Origin of the sequence: Pontibacillus salicampi, from assembly GCF_042434395.1 — a bacterium.
GTDB lineage: Bacteria > Bacillota > Bacilli > Bacillales > BH030062 > Pontibacillus > Pontibacillus salicampi.
The window spans coordinates 44,685-65,989 of sequence record NZ_JBHLTP010000010.1; the positions used below are offsets into that span (position 1 = coordinate 44,685).

Consider the following 21,305-nt stretch of genomic DNA (forward strand, 5'->3'; position numbering starts at 1 on the left):
TTACTTCTTAAAATGATAAACTATGGACTCATATGGGCGAAGTGTACAGTTGCGTATATCTTCTGGTTGATCCTCATAGTTAGATAGGAGCAGCTCTTTCGTTCCTTGCAGATCAATATCATCTGGAAGGATAAATTCTGCTTCCTCTCCATAGAAGTTGTTAACTACCAACAGGGTTTCTTCTGATCCGTGACGCATATAGGCAAAGATACTGTCATGTTCATCCAATATAAGTTCATATTTTCCATGTACAATGATATCATAATCTTTCCTCAATTGAATCAGTTTCTGATAATGATAGAAGATAGAATCCTTATCCTCTAGAGCTCGTTCCGCATTAATAGTTGGGTAGTTATAGGAAACAGGAATCCATGGGATATTAGCTGTGAAGCCCGCCTCGTGAGAATCGTCCCATTGCATTGGTGTTCTGGAATTATCCCGGGATTTCTGCGCAAGTATCTCCAGAACCTCTTCCTTAGATTTCCCTTTCTCCTGAAGAATCTTATACATATTTAAAGCTTCCACGTCACGGTAATGCTCTATCGTATCAAATTTAGGATTTGTCATCCCAAACTCTTCCCCTTGGTAAATGTACGGTGTACCTCTCATCATGTGAATTGTAGTAGCTAGCATTTTGGCAGATTCCTTATGATATGCTTCATCGTTACCGAACCTCGATACCACTCGAGGCTGGTCATGGTTACACCAGAATAGAGCGTTCCATCCGCCTCCCTGCTGCATGCCAACCTGCCACTCCGTAAGGATTTTCTTTAATTCCTGAAAGTCAAAGTCTGCAACGGTCCACTTATCTCCCCCTGGGTAATCTACTTTCAAGTGGTGGAAGCTAAACGTCATGTCTAGTTCCTCTCGCTCTGGGTTGGTGTATTGCACGCAGTTATCAATCGTTGTGGAAGACATCTCCCCAACTGTCATCATTTCATATTGCGAGAACACTTCCCGGTTCATTTCGTGCATGAACTCGTGAACACGAGGGCCATCAGTGTAAAATTTTCGTCCATCACCTTCATAGTCGTTCGGAAAGGCCTGATTTTTGGAGATTAAATTGATAACATCTAATCGGAAGCCGTCTACCCCTTTTTGCAGCCAGAAATGCATCATATCATACACGCTGTTCCGTACCGCTTCATTTTCCCAGTTTAAATCAGCCTGAGTTACATCAAATAAGTGTAAATAATATTGACCGGTTGCCTCATCGTATTTCCATGCATTCCCGCCAAATTTTGACTCCCAATTGGTCGGTGCTTCTCCATCTACAGGATCCTTCCAAATGTAGTAATCACGATATGGGTTATCCTGGGATTCTTTGGATTGCTGGAACCATTCATGCTCTGTCGAAGTATGATTCACCACGATGTCCATAATTACCTTTAAGCCTCGCTCATGCGCTTGTTCTAATAGACGGTCAAAGTCCTCCATTGTCCCATATTCTTCATGAATATTAAAATAATCACTAATATCATATCCGTTGTCTTTCTGGGGAGATGTATAGATAGGAGTTAGCCAGATGACTTCCACCCCTAATTCGTTCAGGTAATCTAGTTTATCGATAATCCCTTGAATGTCTCCTGTACCATTCCCAGTTGTATCGTTAAAGCTTTTTGGATAAATTTGATATACTACAGAATCTTTCCACCATGGTTGCGTCATGATAGCACCGTCCTTTGTCGTTTGTAGAAATACCAAATAGCAACCGAAAAGAAGGGCTGCTATTTGGTTGAAGTACAATAAGCTGTACGTTCGTTATTTAATTTATTTACACTTTGCGGCCTTTGGCTATTAAGAATGTTACTACGAATGGCAAGACGATTACAATCATCATTCCAACAAAGAACCAGAACCAGTCCTCGGGAAGGATAGAGAATATACCAGGCACACCGCCTACACCAATAGAAGAAGCACGAACACTTTGTACGGTAATCACAAGACCCGCAATTGCAGAAGATACAAGCGCTGCAATAAATGGGAATTTATAGCGTAAGTTGACACCAAACAGAGCTGGCTCTGTAATACCAAGCCAAGCAGATAGCCCAGAAGAACCAGCAAGGCCACGTAGCTTCTCGTCTCTAGCCGCAATCATCATACCTAGCGCAGCAGATCCCTGAGAAATGTTTGAAAGGGCTAGAATTGGCCAAAGGAAGGTAGATCCAGTATTCCCAACTAGCTGAATATCCACTGCCAGGAAGGTGTGGTGCATACCTGTTATAACCATAACGGGATAAAGGGCGCCATATACAAGGCCTCCTAGTGCTGCAAAGTTATCGAATAGAGCAACAAGACCATCTGTAATAAGATTTCCAAGTCCAAACATAAGCGGACCGATGGCAATAAACGTTAAGAAGCCTGTTACAAGTAGGGATACAGGTCCCACGATAAGAAGCTGAATGGACTCTGGCACTTTATTACGTAAGAAAATTTCTATTTTCGCTAAAATATAGGAAGCAAATAATACCGGTAATACTTGTCCTTGATAACCAATCTTCTCTACTTCTAATCCAAATAGGTTCCAGGTTGGAACAGTTCCTTCTTCCACCGCTTTACCGTAAGACCACGCGTTTAGTAATTCAGGGTTTACCAGAATAAGACCCATCACTATACCAAGCAACGGATTCCCGCCGAATTTCTTAACGGCTGACCACCCGATTAAACCAGGCAGAAACGTAAAGGCTGTATTGGCAATGACATTAATGATATTGGCAAGGTCTGCCCATTGCGGGTGAACGTCAATAACGGATTGTTCATCGTAAAAGATACCAGATCCAGTCAGGATATTGTTAATCCCCAGCAGCAAACCCGCTGTAACAATAGCAGGAAGAATCGGAATAAAGATATCAGCGAGTGTTTTAATCGCCTGTTGAAGCGGATTCATTTTCTGCGCAGAAGCTGCTTTCACTTCATCCTTAGAGGCTTCTCCTACACCTAAATCGTTTAATTCCTTGAACATTTTATCCACAGTACCTTGTCCAATTACGATTTGAAATTGTCCATTTGTAGAAAAGGACCCTTTTACAGAATCGATTTCCTCCAGCTTTTTCTGATCCACTTTTCCTTCATCGTATAAAGATAAGCGAAGTCGTGTCACACAGTGTGTTGCAGCTTGAATGTTATCCGTACCACCTATGGCATCCAAAATAAGTTTTGCGTCTTTTTTTAAGCTCATCGTGCACCCTCTTCCCTATAGTAAAAGTATGTTAACCACTCAATAAAGCGTTTTCTTTTATCTTGTATATACATGATAACGCATTCAATTATTTTTGTATATACATGTTCACTATTTCAGAAAATTTGTTTTATTTCGACTGTCGAAATGTTTTGCTTTCTTCTTCGCAGCCTATTGCCTTATACTATTAAAGTACAAAAGAAAACCGACGCAAAGGGGGAGGACTATATGGCAGAAAGAGATTATAAGCTGGGTATTTTTTATACACTGAGCGCTTACACACTTTGGGGTGTGCTGCCTTTATATTGGAAAGTAATACAGGACGTACCTGCAGGAGAGATTTTGGCACATCGTATTGTTTGGTCCTTCCTATTGATGCTCGCTATTGTGCTAGTAACGAGGAACGGGAAAGAACTTCTTCAGGAGACGAAAGCCCTGCTTAAGAACAAAAAGAAAACCATTGGCATCACACTCGCTTCCCTCACCATCAGCGTGAACTGGCTGACCTATATTTGGGCGGTTAACGCTGACCACGTAGTAGAGGTAAGTCTCGGATATTACATAAATCCGTTAATTAGCATCGTTCTAGGTATGCTCGTTTTAAAGGAAAAGCTAAGCCCCTGGCAGGTAGTGTCCTTTGTGTTAGCTGGGATAGGCGTGGCCAACTTGATTTTTCAATTTCATCAGGTACCTTGGGTTGCATTATTATTGGCGTTTAGCTTTGGAACCTACGGATTATTAAAGAAGCAAATCCAATTAAGCTCTATGTTCGGTTTAACCATTGAAACGCTAATTGTTACACCGATAGCGCTGCTTTATTTAGTCCAAAGCGGGCCTGCCTCCTTCACTATTTCCACTGTCGTAACAGCCTTGTTGATTGGTGCTGGTGTTATGACAGCTATTCCATTATTATTCTTCGCAAGTGGGGCAAGAAGAATTCCTCTATCAATGGTAGGGTTTTTACAATATATAGCTCCGACATTAATGCTGTTACTTGGTGTATTTCTTTATAAGGAGCCCTTTACGGAAACCCACTTAGTGTCCTTTCTATTTATTTGGTCAGCCTTAATAATTTATAGTCTATCAAGAACAAAAGCGTTTATTTATATAGAGCAAAAACTGTTTCCAAGACAAAAGTCAGCCGAGCAAAACATATAATCGAAAAGAATCAATGTCACCTCGCCCAGTTTTGAATATACATGTAAGAGGATGGATTCATTACAGGAAAGGGTGTACAGGAATGGCCTATAGATGGGGAGTGGACTCAGCACAAGAAGTGACAAAGGAATTGTACCAGTGCGTGCTAACTAACTTTGGGAAGCCTGCTTATTGGGGAAGGTATTTAACTACTGTTCCAGATGCTTCAGAGGGACTTACGGCTGGCGAAATCAAGCTTTTACAGGATAGCGGAACCAAGGTAATGCCTATTTATAATAACTTTAAGGAAGCAACAGGGTACCGTAAAGGGAGAGTAATTGCTCAAAATGCAGCTTTTCATGCGAAGCGGCTGAACTTCCCAAAGGAGAAGGTGCTGTTTGCTAATGTGGAGAGATTTTTTAAAGTAGATGAAGCGTGGATTCGTGGATATGTAGATGCGATGTACAATACAGATTACAAACCAGGGTTTTATCACGATCCAGTCCAAGGACCATTTGCAGATGCCTACTGTAAGGCAGTTTCTAAAGATAGTAAGGTTGCTAACCAATCCGTTCTGTGGAGTGCAGAACCAGAGCCCGGGGTAACACGTGCGAAAAAAGCACCTAAATTTCAGCCAGTCAAACCAAGCTGTAAAGCAAACGTATGGGGCTGGCAATACGGACGTAGTGCCAAGACGTGTCCCATAGACACAAACCTTATCAATGACCGCCTTTTTGAGCTACTATGGTAAAGCATACTAAAGATGAAACACAGGCTCCTCGAACCTGTGTTTTTTTGTTTAGACTCTGTTTATTCAAGCTGCCGGAGACTGATTATTTTTACTTTGGTTCGGTAATAGCTTTGCTTGAACGAGACGATGGCGAACCGTTACACCTAGCCAGCTTGCTAGAAAAGCTTTCATGAGCCCTACCACAATAAATGGAGTTACACCACTTGCTAGTGCCTGAGTCCATGTCATGTCTAACACATATTTTAATTGGACGGCACCCATTGTGAGAGTAATGATCATTCCAATCGTGTTAGCAACCAGCGCCCATGGCAATGTGAATTTCGTCTTTTCTAACACCCAGCCAGTAACAAAAGCGGTTACGATAAAACCAAATATGTATCCACCAGTTGGCCCTACCAGTATTTGAATGCCCCCTTTCGCTTCCGCAAAAACAGGAAGTCCAATCGCTCCCATACATGCATACAGCACCATAGCCACCGCTCCAAGTCTCGATCCTATAATCGTAGCGGTTAACCCGACAGCTAGCGTCTGTCCACTAATAGGAACGATAGGGAGCGGCACCTCTATCTGAGCTAACACAGCCGTTAAAGCAGCAAACATGGCACATACTATCATATTCCTAACCTTATCACTTCTCAATTTATTCCCCCCCTAAACGTTAACTTAATATAGTTATAAGTTAACATATTAAACAGGAAAAAGTAATCTCTTTTAGTAAAGTCAGCGAAAAAACAGTAAAGGCACAGCCTCCTTGAGACGAGGTCTATATGCTGCCTCTCTCCTTCAAAAAAAAAGGATTGCTCCAGCTCAGGAATAAAGTTCCCCTATTATTGACAGAGTAATAGCAAAGACGTTATCAAAAGGAGAGCTTATAACATGGACACTTCCTCAAATTGTCATACTAGCTTTTGGATATTAGACACTTCTCTCCCCTCCTTCGAACCATTAAAGGAGGATATTCAGGTTGATATTGGCATTGTCGGTGGTGGAATAACCGGAATTACTACCGCTTACTTATTAGCGAAAGAAGGGTTTTCCATAGCCTTACTGGAAGCAGATGCTCTAGCGAAAGGTACTACCGGACACACAACAGCGAAAATTACATCTCAGCATGACCTCATTTATGACGAGCTGCTGCATCACGTTGGAAAAGAAAAGGCACAGCAATATTATAAGGCCAACGAGGAAGCTCTAAACTTTATGAAAGAAATAGTAAAATCAAAAGGGATAGATTGTGATTTTTCAGAAGAGGATACGTACATTTACGCAAACTCCGATAACGGATTAACCAAATTGGAAAAAGAGAAACGAGCTTATGAGAGATTACATATTGATGGCGGTACTGCCAGTTTACCAATAGATATTCCCTTTAAAGATGCCCTTAGGATGAATAGTCAAGCTCAGTTTCACCCACTTAAATACGCGGCATATCTAGTGGAGGAATTAGTAGAAATGGGCGTGAAAATATTTGAGAACACGCCTGCAATCGATGTGATAGAGAAGAAGCAGCCTGAAATTGTCACAAAGGAAAAGCACACAATTACGTGTGATTATGTCCTTTCCACCTCTCACTTCCCTTTTTATGATGGGATGGGCCTTTATTTCAGCAGAATGTACGCTGAACGGTCTTATATTGTAGGAGTTACGACGGAGAAACCTGTACAACGAGGAATGTATTTAAGCGCCGATGAACCTAAGCGCTCTCTGCGTACTGCTGATATGAACGGCACTCCCTTACTGCTTATCGGTGGAGAAAGCCATAAAACAGGGCAAAGTCATCATACCGCCAAGCATTTTGAAGCACTACGAGAATTTGGGGATACTCATTTCACTTTACAAAAGTCTCTCTTCCAATGGGGAGCACAGGACCTTATTACAATGGATAAGATTCCTTATATCGGAAGATTAACTGCTAATCATCCTAACATATTTGTAGCTACAGGGTATCGTAAATGGGGGATGACCAATGGAACAGCAGCAGCTCTCCTCATCACAAACCTGATAACCGAACAACAATCTCCATATATAGATGTTTTTTCGCCTTCTCGTTTTTATGCTGACCCAAGCATCAAGCATTTTCTATCACAGAACGCAAATGTAGCGAGCGAATTTGTGAAAGGGAAGATAAAGCTGCCATATAAGCAATTGGAAGACCTGGAAACAAACGAAGGCGCTCTTGTCTATTATGAAAATCAAAAGGCCGGGGGATATAAAGATGCAAACGGAGATACCTACGCGGTAGATACTACATGCACGCACCTAAGATGCGAGGTTACCTGGAACGATGGGGAGCAGTCATGGGATTGTCCTTGTCACGGCTCTCGCTTCTCTCCCACCGGAGAGGTACTGGAAGGACCAGCAGACGAGCCATTGCAACGATTTAAATAACAAACGGCCAGCTGCCATGAGGGAGCTGGCCCTATTCGTTTAACACTCTTTTTAACGAATCCTTCGCAGCATGGACTAACAAAGTATCTCCTTGATCATGCCCATACAACACTTGAACAATAGATACATACACAGCAAAGAAGACAGCCATTTTTTGTGTAGCCTCCCCCACCTGTCCGTATATGCGAAAGAATTCCTCTCTTCCTTCTGGCGGTAGATAAGCATAGACAAAGCCCAGATCAATAGCTGGATGACCAATATGCGTATCACCCCAATCTATAATTCCAGAAAGAACCCCTTTTTCATCTACAAGGACATTTCTAATATGAAGATCACCATGGACGAGCGTATCGTTAGAAAAAGGAACTCCTATAAGACCATGTAAAGAAGTAATACATTCATCCAATGCAGCACAAGGCTCCAACACATTCTGTAGATAAGCTTGGTGAATATGGTGCTTTAATTTAGGCAAACGCTCTCTGATGTTCAGTCTCTTTATTGGATCCACCGGAACGCCAACACGCTCTGCCCACTCTCTAGGCTGGGCATGCAATGTTTTTAAAAAGGAGGCAAGTATAGGAGCAGACATCATCCTAACCTCATCCTCTGCTAAGGCTGGCACCTCCCCCTCCACATACGAATACCCCAGGAACATCCATGGGTAGGATTCTGTAGATGAACCAATATGAATAGGATTAGGAATAGAAACTGGGAGACGAGAATAGAGGGATGGCAACAATTTCTTTTCGATAGATAGTAGCCCTTCGGCAAATTGCTTTCTTGGAAAACGAAAAATATACATTTCATTAACTGCAAAAATTGTATTGTCAAACCCTTCTCCAATTTTCTTCACTGCAACAGGCTTTAAATGAGGAAACTGTTCCGCAATAAGCGTTTGTGCCAATGTATCGGACACCACAAACTCGGGACTCCAATCAGGACTCATATTATCCTCCTCCTTTCTAAATCATTTACAACCATCAGAATAATCATGCCTATTATCCTACGGTAATAAGGTCATTCATTGCAAATAATGCATATTTATAAGGATTCTTGAGGAAATGACAGCTTTTGTAAGAAATTCATAGTGATTTTTCTGATATTTTAGATAAATTAACCTTAAAGGCTCATAAAAGAGATATTTCCTGTTTAAAATATTCTGAAAAATATGTGATAATGAACTATATCATACAAAAGTTGGAAGGGGACAAGGTTTACATGAAAAAAATGTTCATGCTAATCATCACCATTTTATCGATCTCCCTATTAGCTGCATGTGGTAACAGCGGCTCCACCGAAGGGGAAACTTCTGGTGATTCAGGGGATGGCTCTAGCAGCGAGGGAGAAACATACACCGTTGCAACCGATGCTAACTTTAAGCCCTTCGAATTCAAAGACCCAGATACGGGAGAAATGACAGGCTTTGACATTGAGTTGCTGCAGGCTATTGCCGATGAAGAAGGTTTTCAGGTTGAATTTAAAACAATGAAATTTGCTGGATTGCTATCTGGATTACAAGCTGGACGATACCCTATTGGTATTGCTGGTATTTCTATAACAGATGAACGGAAAGAAAAGATGGACTTCTCCGATCCATATTACGATTCCGGACTTATACTCATGGTACCAAAAGATTCTGATATTCAGTCCATTGACGATGTGGACGGAAAATCTGTCGGTACTCGTCAAGGGTCTACTAGTGAGGAATACTTAAACAATAAAACAGATGCTACCGTAGAATCCTTTCCGGATATTATTACAGCGTACATGGATGTGAAAAACGGACGACTGGATGCAGCGCTTTATGACCTGCCTAACGTGCAATACTTTGTACAACAGCAGGGAGAAGGGGAGCTGAAAACAGTAGGTGACGTCCTGCAAGGGGAATCTTATGGTATCGCTCTTCCAAAGGATTCTGATTTAACAGAAACGATTAATAGCGGACTTCAAACTCTTAAGGATAACGGTACGTACGACGAGCTATATGAAAAATACTTCGGGGAAGCTCCCGAGTAATACGTAAGCATGACTACACGGTCCTCTACAAGCGCGACAAGTATATCTTTATTGCTTGTTGCGCTTTTTTATCCACTATTATCTAACAAGGAGCGATTTTCATAATGATCGATGCAATAATGAACACTCACTATGCACGAGCACTCCCAGCATTATTAGAAGGACTGCAATTAACGGTACTCATTACCTTAATTGGTTTATTGCTTGGGTTTGTCATTGGTGGTATTTTTGGATTAGGCAGACTTTCCAAAAACAAGCTCATATATGGTGCTTCCTCCGTTTTCGTTGAAGTTGTAAGGGGTACTCCTATTCTAGCTCAGGTATTATTTATTTATAATGGTCTTACGAAAGATGTTATTGGTATGAATATCGACCCTTTCACAACAGGGGTTATTGCCATTGCAATTAACTCAGGCGCTTACATTGCTGAAATTGTTCGTGGTGCAGTATATTCAATAGATAAAGGACAGCACGAAGCAGGACGAGCACAAGGTCTAACGAGCCGCCAGACGATGCGGTATATTATTTGGCCCCAGGCATTTAGACGAATGATTCCGCCCCTTGGCAACCAATTTATTATCAGTTTAAAGGATACCTCGCTCTTTTCCGTTATCGCCGTTTCGGAATTATTGTATCGAGGCCAACAATACTATAATGCAACCTTCGCATTCTTTGAAACTTTGTTGTTAGTATGTATTCTATATTTATGTGTAACTATCCCACTCTCCATTATACTACGCCGCATAGAAAGGAAGCTGGACGTTTAATATGATAACTGTCAAAGACTTACACAAATCATTTGGTAAACATGAAGTACTAAAGGGCATCGACGCCAACGTTTCAGAACAGGAGGTTGTTTGTGTCATTGGACCTTCAGGGTCTGGGAAAAGTACTTTTCTCCGCTGTTTAAATTTATTGGAGGACGTAACTTCAGGTGACATCACTATTGATGGAGACAAGATAACAGACCCTAAAATCAATATTAATAAAGTACGTGCAAAGGTAGGCATGGTATTCCAGCACTTTAATCTATTCCCGCATATGACAGTAATAGATAATATTACGCTCGGTCCGATTAAAGTGTTAGGAAAAACCAAGGAAGAGGCTGAAGAACAAGCAAAGCCTCTGCTTGAAAAGGTAGGTCTTTTAGAAAAAGCCACAGTCTATCCGGAAAGCTTATCTGGAGGTCAAAAGCAGCGAGTTGCTATTGCCCGCTCCTTAGCCATGAATCCTAAAGTCATGCTGTTTGATGAGCCAACCTCTGCCCTTGACCCTGAATTAGTCGGAGATGTACTGGAGGTAATGAAGGACCTTGCTCGGGAAGGAATGACAATGGTCGTTGTTACCCACGAAATGGGCTTTGCCCGTGAAGTAGGAGATCGTGTTCTCTTCATGGACGAAGGAGTCATTATGGAAGAAGGAAAGCCAACGGATCTCTTTAATAATCCTCAGGATGAACGAACCCAATCATTCTTAAGTAAAATACTATAATAAAAAAGGGATAGAGGCGACCGCCTCTATCCCTTTTTTATATATTAGGAAAATGATCTTTCATCTTCTACATTGTGAAATTTATCCATAATGTACACTTTACTTGGTTTGTTATTTTGTGCGTATTCTTCTGCTTTCGCTACAGCTTCATCACGATCAATGTACTCATCTTCTGGAGCTACACCTTCTATTTTAACAAACCAACCCGTTGTGTTCTTGTTTGGTTCTACAGTATATTCCTTCATTGCCTATCGCTCCTTCTTTTGTGGGTTTGGTAGAGATGTTCCCACTCTATCCCCTCTTCAAACATTAAAAAACTCCTTAACCAAAGCTATGGTGATGTTTATCCTGTTTAACACCCTTATGAGGAGAACTGGAATTCGTGGTATTTTTATTAGGGAGGAAGAAGGTATAACTCGGAAAACGGAGTCACCCATATCAAGATCAATAGCTATTTCCACCCTCCTTCCAAATCACCCGGAACATCGGTCTTTAACAGAGCAAAACAAAAGGGACCCCCTATAGGAGATCCCTTTGTCGCTTTATGCTGTTGCCCATTTCCCAATTGTCTCCAGTGCAGAGGTTTGAGGGAAATATTGCTTGAAGTATTTAAAGTATAGTGCCTCCTGCTTACTTCGAAGGGGTACGTTGGCTTCCTTTGTAAGCCGCTCCCATTCCTTGTCGGAAATATATTCATTCGCATAGCCTTCAAGGATGTCTAACGCTCCGCTTCCTGCTGAAAATTCTTCTTTCTTCCGCCAAAGCACATGATCTGGGAGCATGCCATCGAATGATTTTCTGAGAATCGTTTTTTCCATTTGGTCCTCTGTATGAAGCTTTAGGTGAGCAGGGATGCTTAACGCTTCATCGATAAGCTCCAAGTCCAGGAATGGCACTCGTAACTCTAGCGAATGTGCCATGCTCATTCTGTCCCCACGCTGTAGATTAATATTATGGAGCGTATTCATAATACGGATAATTTCTTCATTCAACGATTCAGTTGTTTCATATTTACTCAAGTAATCATAACCTGCAAATAACTCATCCGCGCCTTCTCCAGACAATATGACTTTAACATGCTGCGACGCTAATTTAGATACAAAATAGTTTGGAATAGCGCTTCGTACGAGGGATGGTTCGTACGATTCCAAAGCATATATAACATGAGGAATAGCTTCTACTAACTCTTCCTGTGTGTAGACGTATTCATAGTGCTCTGTACCAATTGCTTTTGCTACCTCTCGGGCACGAAGGATATCTTCACTACCTTCAGACCCGACGCAAAAGGATTTAACGGGTTGGTCCGACTGATTCAAGGAAGCAGCTATAGCCGCAATTAAACTACTATCTAGACCGCCACTTAATAGCACACCCACCTCTACATCCGCTAGCAATCTCTTTTCTACAGCTTTCGTCAGCCTTTCTTTAATAGCTGAGGTGATGGCCTGCTCCCCTTTCTCGGAAGCAACCGGATTTCGGATGGTACGATAACTTACAAAGCCGGTCTCCGGTGTGTAGTAATGACCAGCAGGAAATTCGCTTACTTCATCTGTTACATGATACAGGGTCTTTAACTCAGAAGAAAACACATACTCCCCGTGCTCATCCTTTCCGTAATACAAAGGCTTAATGCCTAGCGTATCTCGTGCTGCGATAAAGGATTCTGTGGTAGTATCAGCGATGAAAAATGCAAACATACCATCTAGCTTGCGAATTCCATCTACCCCTTCTGCCTCTACAACCTTTAGGGCTGCCTCGCTATCAGATTCAGTTAAGAAGGTAACCTCTTTCTCTAATTGGTTCTTTAACGAAGGATAATTATAAATCTCCCCGTTACAGACAATCCATTTGGATTGATCCTCATTATGAATTGGCTGAATACCATCTTCTAGCCCAATAATAGATAAGCGTTGATGACCTAAATGGAAGGAAGGTAAGGGTACTTCTTTTCCTTCGTCTGGACCTCGGTGTTTCATGCTTGTTAGTACGTCTTTCATTTGTTTTTTGCTAATATGACCTGTCATAGCGAATATGCCACACATGGTAAGTTAGATTCACCTCATTAAAATTTTTTGATTTGTGTAAACTGTCCTATATTATATACCTTCTTTTTATCCTAACCAAACAATGGAAGAGGATAAATTTAGGACAAGATAAGATTATTTGGAAGTATGTTTATACTCACTACCTCTCATGATAAAAAATGGACATTCCTAGGTGCTCATACTCATTATTTGGTGTCCTGCATAATATGTCTATATAAAGGGTACTTCCTATAAAAGGATTTAACATGCCTACAGACACGTTTTATAATAAAGATACGAATACATGTACCAAATAAAGTGATGTAGACATACTTTGTATAGACAGGTGTGAAGACAATGAAGCATAAAATAGTCAGGAGCACCGTATTGCTCGTCCTTTTAGGAAGCATATTAACAGGTGCTTTATATCTATATGGGGAAGAGAAAGAGGAGGCTACCACTCTTTCCGACTCAAGCTCTAGGGAGAAACAGCAGCTTGATAAAACAGAACAAACGGATGAAAAGACAGAGAGTAATGACCTAACAGGAGAAATAAAAGAAGCTTTTTCCAATGTATTAGAAGGCGCGAGGGGGCTCTTCTTAAAAGAGGACCTTGATATCGTAACGATAGGTGACTCGTTAACACAAGGTGTAGGAGACCAAACCAACAATGAAGGATATGTAGGAATTATGCGAGATACCCTTCAAGAAAACGAGAATAATGTAGACGTTAACGTTAAGAACTATGGAAAACGCGGAAATCGCACGGATCAGATGCTAAAGCGTCTTGAGGAGAAGAAAATAAAATCATCTATTGAGAAAGCAGACCTTGTGCTTATTACAATTGGCGCTAATGATATAATGAAAATCGTAAAAGATAACTTCACAAAGTTAAACTATAAATCCTTTGTTCAGGAACAAAAAGCATACAAAGAGCGTCTCAGAAGTATCTTTACTACCATCCGAGAGCAGAATCCTGAGGCCAAAATATACTTGATTGGTTTGTACAATCCCTTCAAGGAATACTTTAGTGATGTTCCAGAGCTTGGACAGATTGTAGATGATTGGAATAATATCGGCAGACAAGTTGTGCAAGAATACGACAATACCGGTTATATCCCAATATTAGATGCCTTCGAAAGAGCAACTCAAAGCATATATGCGGAGGACAATTTCCATCCTAACCAATTTGGGTATAAAATAATGGCACAACGAGTTCTGGATTATATTAAGGAAGATATTGAAAAAATAGAAGAAGAAAAGCAGGAAAAAGTAGAAAGCACATAACCCTTGATGTACAGAACCACTGAATATTTTAATTAGAGCGGGGATAGCATGATTCGACCGATAAATATAACCAACAAATGGAAAGCCCTATTCTGGTTTTTGGCTTTTCTCAATATAGCAGTGCTTATTACGATATTTCTTCTCCTTTACGTCCCGAAAACAAGCACTACCCTCCCTGAAGATACTACTGTGGAAGGAGAAAAAGCAGAGTTTACGCTGATGTCCACCACAGAGAATATTAATGAATTAATCAATAGCTACTTAACGGAGCTTTCCAAGGACCAACCTTTAGAATACTCCGTTTCCTTAGAGGATAGCGTAGAGTTAAATGGGACCATTGAGGCATTCGAGAAGGAGATACCTCTTAGCATGAAGTTTCAGCCCCAAGTACAAAAGAATGGGGATCTTATTCTAGAACAGAAGTCCATTACACTGGGAAGGCTGAAGCTGCCAAACCGGAAAGTACTAGATTATATTAAAGACAATTACCCCATGCCAGATTGGGTCATCGTGAATCCAGATAAAGAAAATATTTATGTAGCCATCAATCAAATCAATACAAGTTATGGCGTTCAAGTTAAAGCTTCGTCCTTTGATTTGGAGAAAAACCAGCTAGCCTTTAAGGTTACTGTGCCACATGAGACATTAGGAATCGGTGACACTCGCTGGCTTAACAAATTTCTAAAGCAATAATAAACAGTAAGTGCCCAGGGCATCCACACCCTGGGCACTCCTTTATATTAGCTATCCCTAAGAGGACATTGTTTGCTTTTCCTGCTCAGAAGAAGATGAGGTTTTTTCATTATCAATTATGGCTTTATCCTCTACTAGAGCTTTATGCAAGGAGTACATCATCATAATCATGATAAATGCAAACGGAAATGCTGCTATAATAAGCGCGTTTTGCAGTCCTTGCAATCCTCCGGTGAACAGAAGAATAGCTGCCATAGCAGACTGGGCTATCCCCCAGCTAAATTTAACGGTCTTAGGAGGATTTAAAGATCCATTGGTACTCTGCATTCCAAGCACAAATGTTGCAGAATCGGCTGAGGTAACGAAGAACGTCCCGATTAAGCATAGTGCAATGATAGATGTAATAATCCCTAGTGGATAATTGGTAAGGGTACCGAATAATGCTTGTTCCTTACTTAATTCTGAAATGGCAGCTGTACCAGCCTGCTCTAGGTTAATGGCTGACATTCCAAAGGTCGCAAACCAAAGGAACCCTACTACAGACGGAACAATTAAAACGCCCATGAGAAATTCACGAATAGTTCTTCCTCTAGATACTCTCGCGATGAAAATACCAACAAACGGTGACCAGGCAATCCACCAGGCCCAATAGAAGACTGTCCAATTTTGAATCCAAGTTTGGTTCTCCTCATTTGTAGGCGCTAATCGGAAACTCATACTAGCCACGTCACGCAAATAGGAGCCAATTGTATCGGTAAATACATTCATTATTTGCAGTGTCGGTCCTACTATGAGCATAAAGATGAATAGCAGTGCTGCAAGAAACATATTGGCATTACTTAAATATTTAATCCCTTTGCTAAGTCCCGTGTAGGCAGAGAACATAAACAGGACAGTAACAACGCCAATAATGACAAGCTGAACCCAGAACTCATTTGGAAGGTCGGTTAAGTAAGTGAGTCCTCCATTAATCTGAGCAGCACCAAAACCTAAGGTAGTTGCTACCCCGACCACTGTCGCAAATATAGCAATAACATCAATAGTCTTTCCAATTGGTCCTTTCACACGCTCCCCCAATAACGGATAAAGCGTAGCACTTATAAGACCTGGGGCTCCTCTTCTAAATTTAAAATATGCAAGAGTAAGTGCTACAAGAGCATAAATAGCCCATGCGTGTACACCCCAATGAAAATAAACGAATTTCATGGATTCCTTTAAAGCCTCTCCTGAGCCGGGCTCTGCTGTTGGTGGGTTGTTGGCAAAATGCGAGGCTGGCTCTGCCACACCCCAGAATACTAATCCAATTCCCATCCCTGCGCTAAACAGCATGGCAAACCAGGTCGGCATGCTGTATTCCGGTTTATCATCTGGCTTCCCTAGCTTTATCGTTCCAAACGGACTGATAATAATGTAGATACAAAATAGTACAAATAACGTAACAATAATTAAGTAGAACCATCCAAAATGTACGGTTAGATAGGCTCGAATGGTTTCTGTAACTCCTTTTAGATTATCTGGACTAATCACACCCCATATGACAGAGAGAGCTGCAATGGCTATGGTAATCCAGAATACTGCTGTAACTCTTTTTGATAGTGGATTGGCCACTTTATTTTCCCCTTTCCTTCATGTAATGATCTGCTGAATGGACTGTCGGTACCTAGATTACTCCTTGGATAAATTTGGTCCTGTAATGTACCTATACCCATTGTCGGGGATGATAAACAACGGATTGGTTTCATGTTATATAGAAAGCTTCATATATATAGGTATGAGAGGTGGTTTGATGAAAAAGGACAAAGGCAAATTAGATTGGGAAGCCTTCTCTAAAAATATTGATAATGTACTAGGAGAGGATTTCTGGAACGAAATGCATCATATGATTCCGAAACGAGGTCCTGCGTATGATATGTATGAGATGGAGGATCATGCAGTGATTATCATTGAGCTTCCAGACCTTCGCTCTCCTGAAGAAGTGATTTTAAAACAACATGGAACCGACTTAATCCTGAAAGGCAGCCTTCCATATCGTTATCCTGTAAACAAAGAGGATTTACTTCATCAGGAAAGGTTGTTGGGTCCGTTTAAACGCACCATAGAAATTCCTTTTCATTACACGCCACAAGATATTCGAACCACTTATAAAAACGGACTATTATGCATTCATATTCAGAAAAACAGCGCCTCTGATGGTATTCCAATCATTATGGAGACAGAAGAAGAAACAACGTAAAGAAACAGCATCACAAGAGGATGCTGTTAATACTCAATATAGATATCCTTCATACTGTCAGACGTTTTCTTTAACAAACGCACCTCTACTACTCCATCCTTGTATTGAGCACTATACTGCTTACTAAATGGCTGTTCAGGAAGAGTGATTGTTTGAGTACCACCATTCGGTATGCCACTCAAATATAGCTTACAATTGCCTAAGGTCAGTTTTAACTGATCTACATCGTACCCTTCAGGAATATCAATTTTCACAATGTAGTAATGATGCAATTCTATTACTTCATAATGGAGCTTCGAGCTCTTTGATTCTACTACTCCATCTTCCCTTTCTGATTGCTCCGTACTGAAGAAATCTGTACCGTTCAATGCTTGTTGTATGGTTTGTTTCACATAATCATCAATTGATTTCATATCTGTCATATTCGGTAACTGTCCTTGATTCCATTGGTTTGGGGCTCCCATTTTCGAGAATTGAGAGAACAGCGAAAATAAATCCTTCAATGTCAATATTCATCCTTTCTCGGTTTAATAAGGAGGTGAGTAATAATTGGAGATTAATATACAGCACTTTTCCATTGATAATGTTGGCAAATCCTCTGGTGTATTTTCCGGAGATAACATGCAGCAGCGCTTTACTTCCAAAAAGATATGGTATGAAGGGAATGGCACCCTAGAAGGGGACCACAACATACACATGATGAATAAACATGTCATTATGAAATCTTCTGATAAACAGGATGAGACATAATGTTCTTTCGCAAAAAAAGAAAAAAACAGCTGGAGGATGAAATAGCAACGCTTCAAGAACAGCTTCGAAAGCTTCAGAAGCCCTCCTCTGATTCAGCCAGCCCAGTTGTACATGAATACCACTTTCATATACAACAAGTTACGATTAAGGAACCGACGCTGGAGCAATTGACCTTCCAGCTAGATTCCATTGATATAGAAGAAGTCAGTGGCGCACTTAATGTCGGAAATAACTTCGGGGTATCTGTGGAAGACCCCGATAAGAAACATCAGAAGAGACCGTATCATGTTAAAGAATCCAAGCAAGGATTCTCCGTATCGTTTTCAGACAAGGAGGGATAATTTGAATGTACCATCCCCCAATTTCTTTATAGGCTCAATACGAATTGGCAGCGTTGAAGGGGCTTCTTGCGTAAACTTCGGAAATAACGCTCCCACAGGGTTTGAAAGCTACAAGAAACATTCTCAAGGCTTTGGATCCATCACCGGAGATGGAAATACAACGGAAGGGGTTCGATCTTTGCTACAGGATAAAGCACTCCTTGATATGGTTACCAACCAAGGGGAGAAAGACCAAATGCCAGAATGGATGGAAGAGATATTGAAACAGAAAATGGAAGAGAAACCTTAAGGACTCTCTTCCGTTTTTTGTTTTTTTTTGTAGGAAGCAGTCTGATTAACTGGCATATCTACTTCATCGTTATCCTGAACAATATTTATGTTGTAACACATTACATTAGAGGTCCCAAATACTTCTCCCAACCCATTGTTGGCTTTAGAGGAACTATTCCAATACATCTGTATATTAGATCCTGTGAATATACCTGAATTCTCCCGGACAGAGTTCACCTGTATGGAATCAAAAATAATTTTCATAGCATCACCTAATACTGAATATTAGGCTGCGGGTTATTTACTTCAGGGCTGGATATTGGTACATCAATAACATCGTTATCAAGGACGACATTGAAGTTGTTAATTGCGATAAAGAAGCCAATCGGGTTTCCAGCAGCATTATTGTTCTTCCCTTGCCATGTCCATTCCGGCTGGTTATTCTGTCCCGTAGCAACAGTCGCATTTTCCGTCAATGCATTTACTGCAATTTGGTTAAATACCACAGATACTGGCACCATCTCACTCCTTCACTTCGTCATACAGTATCGTATTCACACCTTGCGAGAATGTGTTCATTCTGCGCCCCTCCATTGCTCTTTTCTTTTCCACTATCTGAAAGTCTGGTATAGTAGATATTATTTAGAGAGACGAAGTATTTTTCACAAACATTATTGGATGAGGAAAGAAGGGTTAACATGGTGAATGAGGAACGCATTACGCGGAAAAACCTCCTAATCATGTGGTTTGCAAACTTTTTTATTGCCGGTAGTATGACCATGGTTATGCCATTCCTTTCTTTGTACATTGAGTCATTTGGAGATTTTTCTACTCAATACGTACAAACATGGTCTGGTCTCGTATTTGGAATTACGTTCTTTACTGCATTCCTGTTCTCCCCTATTTGGGGACGATTCGGAGATCAATATGGCAGAAAGACTGTTTTAGTCATTTCAGGGGCAGGCTTAGCGGTGTCTGTTCTGTTAATGGGGTTCGTTACTTCTGTGATGCAATTATTCGTGCTGCGACTATGTATGGGGGTTTTTACGGGGTTTATCTCTACCTCTCAAGCACTAATTTCTACCCAAACACCTAAAGAAATTTCAGGCAGAGCGCTCGGTACCCTGCAAACTGGTAATGTAACAGGGAGCTTAATGGGGCCATTATTTGGTGGAATTCTAGCAGATTACACGGGTTTCTCTAGCACCTTCCAGCTCACATCTATTACTCTATTCTTAGCATCCATATTCGTACTACTCGGAGTCAAAGAATATCGAATGGAAGAGAAGGAGGAAGGCTCAAGAAGTTATAGCAGGAAGGAAGTAGTCCGTCACATCCTGACTCACCCTATCCTATTAACTGTCATGATTGTGTCGATGTTTGTGCAAATTGCCCATTTTAGTATTCAGCCTATCTTAGCCTTATACGTAAGCGAATTACACGGACCAGCGAATATTGCGTTATTTTCTGGTATTGCTTTTTCTGCAGCAGGGGTAGGGAATCTATTAATGGCGAGAAGATGGGGAGATATTGCAGATCGAATAGGCTATGAAAAAGTATTATTGCTTCTGCTCATTTCTTCCGGAATAATCTATCTGCCTGGAGCTTTTGTGTCTAACATTTGGGAGCTGGTTGCCTTACGGTTCTTACTCGGAATCTCTATTGGAGGCATTATTCCTGTAAGAACAGCATATATTAGGCAAGCTGCCCCTATTTCCATTCAGGGGGAGGTATTAGGTTACAGTACCAGCTTGCGTTTTCTCGGGAATATAATTGGTCCTGCATTAGGAGGAGTCATTGCTGGGGTATATGGGTTCACCTCTGTATTCTTCATTACCACAGCCCTATTACTAGCAAGTGGAATTGGACTAGCTGTCATCCTGCAAAAACAACCAAAAACTGCAAGCAGCTTCCCATCATAAACGAACATACATTAGCCTCCAGCTACATAAAGCTGTTGGAGGCTACATATAATACGGCAGGTAAACAGGAGGATGTAAACTAGCCATTGCTGCTTCCACATCTTTCACGTTTGCATGCAGCTCTGTACACATCGTAGTAATCTTTGTCATACTAGTACTTTTCCTGTTATAGAATGTATCCCAAATGTACTGAATCATTTCCGCGCTAGCCACGTTAGTATGTAACAGAGGCCGTTTCAACCGTCTGTATAACGATTCCATTACGAAAAGCGTTTCTTTCTTCTCACACCCGACAATAACATGGTCCCCATGAGCGATAGAAGAAACGGCTCCGCCCCCTTCTATAAGAGCAGGATTATAGACGAAATCCACCTTATATTGGGAGCTGATATGATTATGAACAATTTGCTTCATTCCCTCATAAGACCCAATAGGGAAGGAGCTCCGGTTAATAATAGTTACATCCTGCTTAATATGGCTCGCTACTTGAGTAAGCACGTGTTGGAATGGTGCATTACCTGTCGCTGTCTCCATTTCCTTTACTGGCTCTACAGCAATGAATATAATATCAACATTCCTTACTCCCCATGCGTAATTCGTAATAAACGTTAACCTTCCAGAAGAGACGGCTTCCTCCATGCGTTTATACAGTTCTTGATTATCATAAGGTAGGTGCCCATTCCTTAGCTGATTCACTCTATTTCCCTGATCATCTATACAGATCACATAATGACCTAGGTGAGCCAACCCAATACTTGTCAGCAAGCCAACATAGCTTGTGCCAACAACCGCTATGTTACACATGTCATCACCCAATCCTTTCC

24 protein-coding genes are annotated in these 21,305 nt (G+C 41.1%); 13 read left to right on the forward strand and 11 right to left on the reverse strand.

The window, feature by feature from the left end; genetic code table 11:
• Both treC and treP read right to left on the reverse strand, forming a co-directional pair.
• Positions 1-1,668 carry an alpha,alpha-phosphotrehalase gene (gene treC / locus ACFFGV_RS11775; RefSeq protein WP_377348052.1) on the reverse strand — a complete coding sequence of 556 codons (1,668 nt, stop codon included), beginning with the start codon at positions 1,666-1,668 and terminating at the stop codon, positions 1-3.
• A 106-nt stretch (positions 1,669-1,774) separates the two neighbouring features.
• Positions 1,775-3,178, reverse strand: a complete 1,404-nt coding sequence (gene treP / locus ACFFGV_RS11780) for a PTS system trehalose-specific EIIBC component (protein WP_377348054.1) — start codon at positions 3,176-3,178, stop codon at positions 1,775-1,777.
• Between the two features lie 228 nt (positions 3,179-3,406).
• Between treP and rarD the strand changes: the two genes are divergently transcribed.
• Both rarD and ACFFGV_RS11790 read left to right on the forward strand, forming a co-directional pair.
• Positions 3,407-4,336: an EamA family transporter RarD gene (gene rarD, locus ACFFGV_RS11785; RefSeq protein WP_377348056.1), complete on the forward strand. Its 930-nt coding sequence runs from the start codon at positions 3,407-3,409 to the stop codon at positions 4,334-4,336.
• 82 nt (positions 4,337-4,418) lie between these two features.
• Positions 4,419-5,066 carry a glycoside hydrolase domain-containing protein gene (locus tag ACFFGV_RS11790; protein WP_377348058.1) on the forward strand — a complete coding sequence of 216 codons (648 nt, stop codon included), beginning with the start codon at positions 4,419-4,421 and terminating at the stop codon, positions 5,064-5,066.
• 63 nt (positions 5,067-5,129) lie between these two features.
• Here ACFFGV_RS11790 and ACFFGV_RS11795 read toward each other — a convergent pair whose 3' ends face one another.
• Positions 5,130-5,705, reverse strand: coding sequence for a biotin transporter BioY (locus tag ACFFGV_RS11795; protein WP_377348061.1), 576 nt, complete (start codon positions 5,703-5,705; stop codon positions 5,130-5,132).
• A gap of 237 nt (positions 5,706-5,942) precedes the next feature.
• On the opposite strand from ACFFGV_RS11795, the gene ACFFGV_RS11800 reads away from it, so the two are divergent.
• Positions 5,943-7,454, forward strand: coding sequence for an FAD-dependent oxidoreductase (locus ACFFGV_RS11800; protein WP_377348063.1), 1,512 nt, complete (start codon positions 5,943-5,945; stop codon positions 7,452-7,454).
• A 31-nt stretch (positions 7,455-7,485) separates the two neighbouring features.
• Here the strand turns inward: ACFFGV_RS11800 and ACFFGV_RS11805 are convergent, their stop codons facing one another.
• Positions 7,486-8,400, reverse strand: a complete 915-nt coding sequence (locus ACFFGV_RS11805; RefSeq protein ID WP_377348065.1) for a phosphotransferase — start codon at positions 8,398-8,400, stop codon at positions 7,486-7,488.
• Between the two features lie 272 nt (positions 8,401-8,672).
• Between ACFFGV_RS11805 and ACFFGV_RS11810 the strand changes: the two genes are divergently transcribed.
• The 3 genes from ACFFGV_RS11810 (at position 8,673) to ACFFGV_RS11820 (ending at position 10,961) form a co-directional block, all read left to right on the forward strand.
• Positions 8,673-9,470 carry a transporter substrate-binding domain-containing protein gene (locus ACFFGV_RS11810; protein ID WP_377348067.1) on the forward strand — a complete coding sequence of 266 codons (798 nt, stop codon included), beginning with the start codon at positions 8,673-8,675 and terminating at the stop codon, positions 9,468-9,470.
• A gap of 104 nt (positions 9,471-9,574) precedes the next feature.
• Entirely contained in the window at positions 9,575-10,237 is a 663-nt protein-coding gene (locus ACFFGV_RS11815; protein ID WP_377348069.1) for an amino acid ABC transporter permease, read from the forward strand.
• A gap of 1 nt (position 10,238) precedes the next feature.
• Entirely contained in the window at positions 10,239-10,961 is a 723-nt protein-coding gene (locus ACFFGV_RS11820) for an amino acid ABC transporter ATP-binding protein (protein WP_377348071.1), read from the forward strand.
• A 44-nt stretch (positions 10,962-11,005) separates the two neighbouring features.
• On the opposite strand, the gene ACFFGV_RS11825 is transcribed toward ACFFGV_RS11820, so the two are convergent.
• Together ACFFGV_RS11825 and asnB are read right to left on the reverse strand one after the other, a co-directional pair.
• A complete protein-coding gene (locus ACFFGV_RS11825) occupies positions 11,006-11,206 on the reverse strand; it encodes a DUF2188 domain-containing protein (RefSeq protein WP_377348073.1) in 201 nt (66 codons plus the stop codon).
• 297 nt (positions 11,207-11,503) lie between these two features.
• Positions 11,504-13,003 (reverse strand): asparagine synthase B, encoded by a 1,500-nt coding sequence (gene asnB, locus ACFFGV_RS11830; RefSeq protein ID WP_377348075.1) that lies wholly within the window; start codon positions 13,001-13,003, stop codon positions 11,504-11,506.
• A gap of 339 nt (positions 13,004-13,342) precedes the next feature.
• On the opposite strand from asnB, the gene ACFFGV_RS11835 reads away from it, so the two are divergent.
• Together ACFFGV_RS11835 and ACFFGV_RS11840 are read left to right on the forward strand one after the other, a co-directional pair.
• Positions 13,343-14,272, forward strand: a complete 930-nt coding sequence (locus ACFFGV_RS11835; RefSeq protein WP_377348077.1) for an SGNH/GDSL hydrolase family protein — start codon at positions 13,343-13,345, stop codon at positions 14,270-14,272.
• A 48-nt stretch (positions 14,273-14,320) separates the two neighbouring features.
• A complete protein-coding gene (locus tag ACFFGV_RS11840) occupies positions 14,321-14,965 on the forward strand; it encodes a YpmS family protein (RefSeq protein ID WP_377348079.1) in 645 nt (214 codons plus the stop codon).
• Between the two features lie 57 nt (positions 14,966-15,022).
• Here the strand turns inward: ACFFGV_RS11840 and ACFFGV_RS11845 are convergent, their stop codons facing one another.
• Positions 15,023-16,573, reverse strand: coding sequence for a glycine betaine uptake BCCT transporter (locus tag ACFFGV_RS11845; protein ID WP_377348081.1), 1,551 nt, complete (start codon positions 16,571-16,573; stop codon positions 15,023-15,025).
• A 178-nt stretch (positions 16,574-16,751) separates the two neighbouring features.
• On the opposite strand from ACFFGV_RS11845, the gene ACFFGV_RS11850 reads away from it, so the two are divergent.
• Positions 16,752-17,198 (forward strand): Hsp20/alpha crystallin family protein, encoded by a 447-nt coding sequence (locus tag ACFFGV_RS11850; RefSeq protein ID WP_377348083.1) that lies wholly within the window; start codon positions 16,752-16,754, stop codon positions 17,196-17,198.
• Positions 17,199-17,224: 26 nt separating this feature from the next.
• On the opposite strand, the gene ACFFGV_RS11855 is transcribed toward ACFFGV_RS11850, so the two are convergent.
• On the reverse strand, positions 17,225-17,701 hold the full coding sequence (locus ACFFGV_RS11855; RefSeq protein ID WP_377348085.1) for an Hsp20/alpha crystallin family protein: 477 nt from the start codon (positions 17,699-17,701) through the stop codon (positions 17,225-17,227).
• A 46-nt stretch (positions 17,702-17,747) separates the two neighbouring features.
• Here ACFFGV_RS11855 and ACFFGV_RS11860 point away from each other — a divergent pair, with 46 nt between their 5' ends.
• The 3 genes from ACFFGV_RS11860 to ACFFGV_RS11870 are packed head-to-tail and all read left to right on the forward strand — an operon-like array spanning position 17,748 to position 18,578.
• Positions 17,748-17,948: a hypothetical protein gene (locus ACFFGV_RS11860; protein WP_377348087.1), complete on the forward strand. Its 201-nt coding sequence runs from the start codon at positions 17,748-17,750 to the stop codon at positions 17,946-17,948.
• Positions 17,948-18,289: a hypothetical protein gene (locus ACFFGV_RS11865; protein WP_377348089.1), complete on the forward strand. Its 342-nt coding sequence runs from the start codon at positions 17,948-17,950 to the stop codon at positions 18,287-18,289. Before ACFFGV_RS11860 ends, ACFFGV_RS11865 begins: the two co-directional genes overlap by 1 nt.
• Position 18,290: 1 nt before the next feature.
• On the forward strand, positions 18,291-18,578 hold the full coding sequence (locus ACFFGV_RS11870; RefSeq protein ID WP_377348091.1) for a hypothetical protein: 288 nt from the start codon (positions 18,291-18,293) through the stop codon (positions 18,576-18,578).
• On the opposite strand, the gene ACFFGV_RS11875 is transcribed toward ACFFGV_RS11870, so the two are convergent.
• Positions 18,575-18,823, reverse strand: a complete 249-nt coding sequence (locus ACFFGV_RS11875) for a hypothetical protein (protein WP_377348093.1) — start codon at positions 18,821-18,823, stop codon at positions 18,575-18,577. The two genes, ACFFGV_RS11870 and ACFFGV_RS11875, sit on opposite strands and share 4 nt — an antisense overlap.
• A gap of 8 nt (positions 18,824-18,831) precedes the next feature.
• Positions 18,832-19,077: a hypothetical protein gene (locus ACFFGV_RS11880; RefSeq protein WP_377348095.1), complete on the reverse strand. Its 246-nt coding sequence runs from the start codon at positions 19,075-19,077 to the stop codon at positions 18,832-18,834.
• A gap of 180 nt (positions 19,078-19,257) precedes the next feature.
• On the opposite strand from ACFFGV_RS11880, the gene ACFFGV_RS11885 reads away from it, so the two are divergent.
• A complete protein-coding gene (locus ACFFGV_RS11885; RefSeq protein ID WP_377348097.1) occupies positions 19,258-20,481 on the forward strand; it encodes an MFS transporter in 1,224 nt (407 codons plus the stop codon).
• Between the two features lie 42 nt (positions 20,482-20,523).
• On the opposite strand, the gene ACFFGV_RS11890 is transcribed toward ACFFGV_RS11885, so the two are convergent.
• Positions 20,524-21,297, reverse strand: coding sequence for a hypothetical protein (locus tag ACFFGV_RS11890; protein WP_377348098.1), 774 nt, complete (start codon positions 21,295-21,297; stop codon positions 20,524-20,526).
• Between the last annotated feature and the right edge of the window lie 8 nt (positions 21,298-21,305).